Origin of the sequence: Affinundibacterium nitidum (genome assembly GCF_014284155.1) — a bacterium.
Lineage (GTDB): Bacteria > Pseudomonadota > Gammaproteobacteria > Burkholderiales > Burkholderiaceae_D > Undibacterium > Undibacterium nitidum.
The window spans coordinates 1-1,239 of sequence record NZ_JACOFZ010000025.1; the positions used below are offsets into that span (position 1 = coordinate 1).

Genomic DNA, 1,239 nt, shown 5'->3' on the forward strand with positions numbered 1-1,239 from the left:
AGGGCCTGGAACATCATCACGGATCGTCGTCGTTACACTACTTGTGGCAATTGTAGCGTTCGTTGCTGCCGTTAAATTGACCTGATAGGTTTCTGCACCTTCGTAGACTGCTGGAGTGTCATTACTAATCGCGACAGTAAAAGTCTTGCTCGTCTCGCCAGGAGCGAATGTGAGCGTACCACCTGTCGCTGTATAGTCACTACCAGCAACGGCTGTGCCATTGTTCGTGCCGTAATTAACGCTCACCGCTGCCGTGCTCGCTGCACTTAATGTCACGGTGTACGTCACTGTACCTGCCGCTTCATTCACTTCTGCAGGACCGCTCACACTAACTGTCGGCACCGCTACATCGGTAATCGTTCCGGTGCCTGTGACTACGCTATTATTTTGCGCTGTCGCTGCGCTTAAGGTAATCGTTTCATTGTCTTCGACAAGACCATCGCTGATCGTGACTACGCGTACTTGGAAACTACTGACACCTGCTGGCACACTGACCGTATTACCCGAGAGCGTGTTCCAACTCGCACCACCATCCACTGAATATTGTTGCGCACCTGTATCTGTACCCAAGATCGCGCTACCTGAGCCTGGTGTCACCGTTACTGTCGTTGGTTTAGTACTCGTACTACTCAAACTCACCGTAAAATCTAAGTTACCGCCTTCACTCACAATTGGGCTGGAAACACTGCTCACCACCGGACGATCATCATCACCACCTGGACCAGCTACATCATCGCGAATCGTCGTCGTCACACTGCCAGTAGCAATAGTGGCATTGGTCGCTGAACTTAAATTAACCTGGAAATTCTCTGCGCCTTCGTAGACCGCAGGCGTATCATTGCTGATGGCAACCGTTATTGTTTTAGTCGTTTCACCTGGAGTGAACGTCAAACTTCCACTCGCTGCCGTATAGTCACTGCCAGCTATCGCCGTTCCATTTGCCGTACTGTAATTGACACTGACCGCAGCTGCGCTCGCTGCACTCAGACTCACTGTATACGTAATCGTACCAGCAGCTTCATTGACTTCAACTGGACCACTCAAACTGATACTTGGAATCGCACCATCTGTAATCGTGCCCGTCCCCGTGACTGCCGTCGCATTTTGCGCAGTGGCCGCCGATACCGTAATACTTTCGGTGCCTTCAGCAACACCATCAGCTATCGTCGCTACTCGCAGCAAAAAGCTTTGCGCTCCGGCTGGAACATTGACCGCACCAGCCAAGTTTAACCACGTCGC

The 1,239-nt window shown here is 51.6% G+C and carries 1 protein-coding gene; it reads right to left on the reverse strand.

What is annotated here, in order from left to right:
• The coding region (locus H8K36_RS18870; protein ID WP_304941541.1) for a Calx-beta domain-containing protein at window positions 1–1,239 on the reverse strand (1,239 nt) is incomplete at both ends.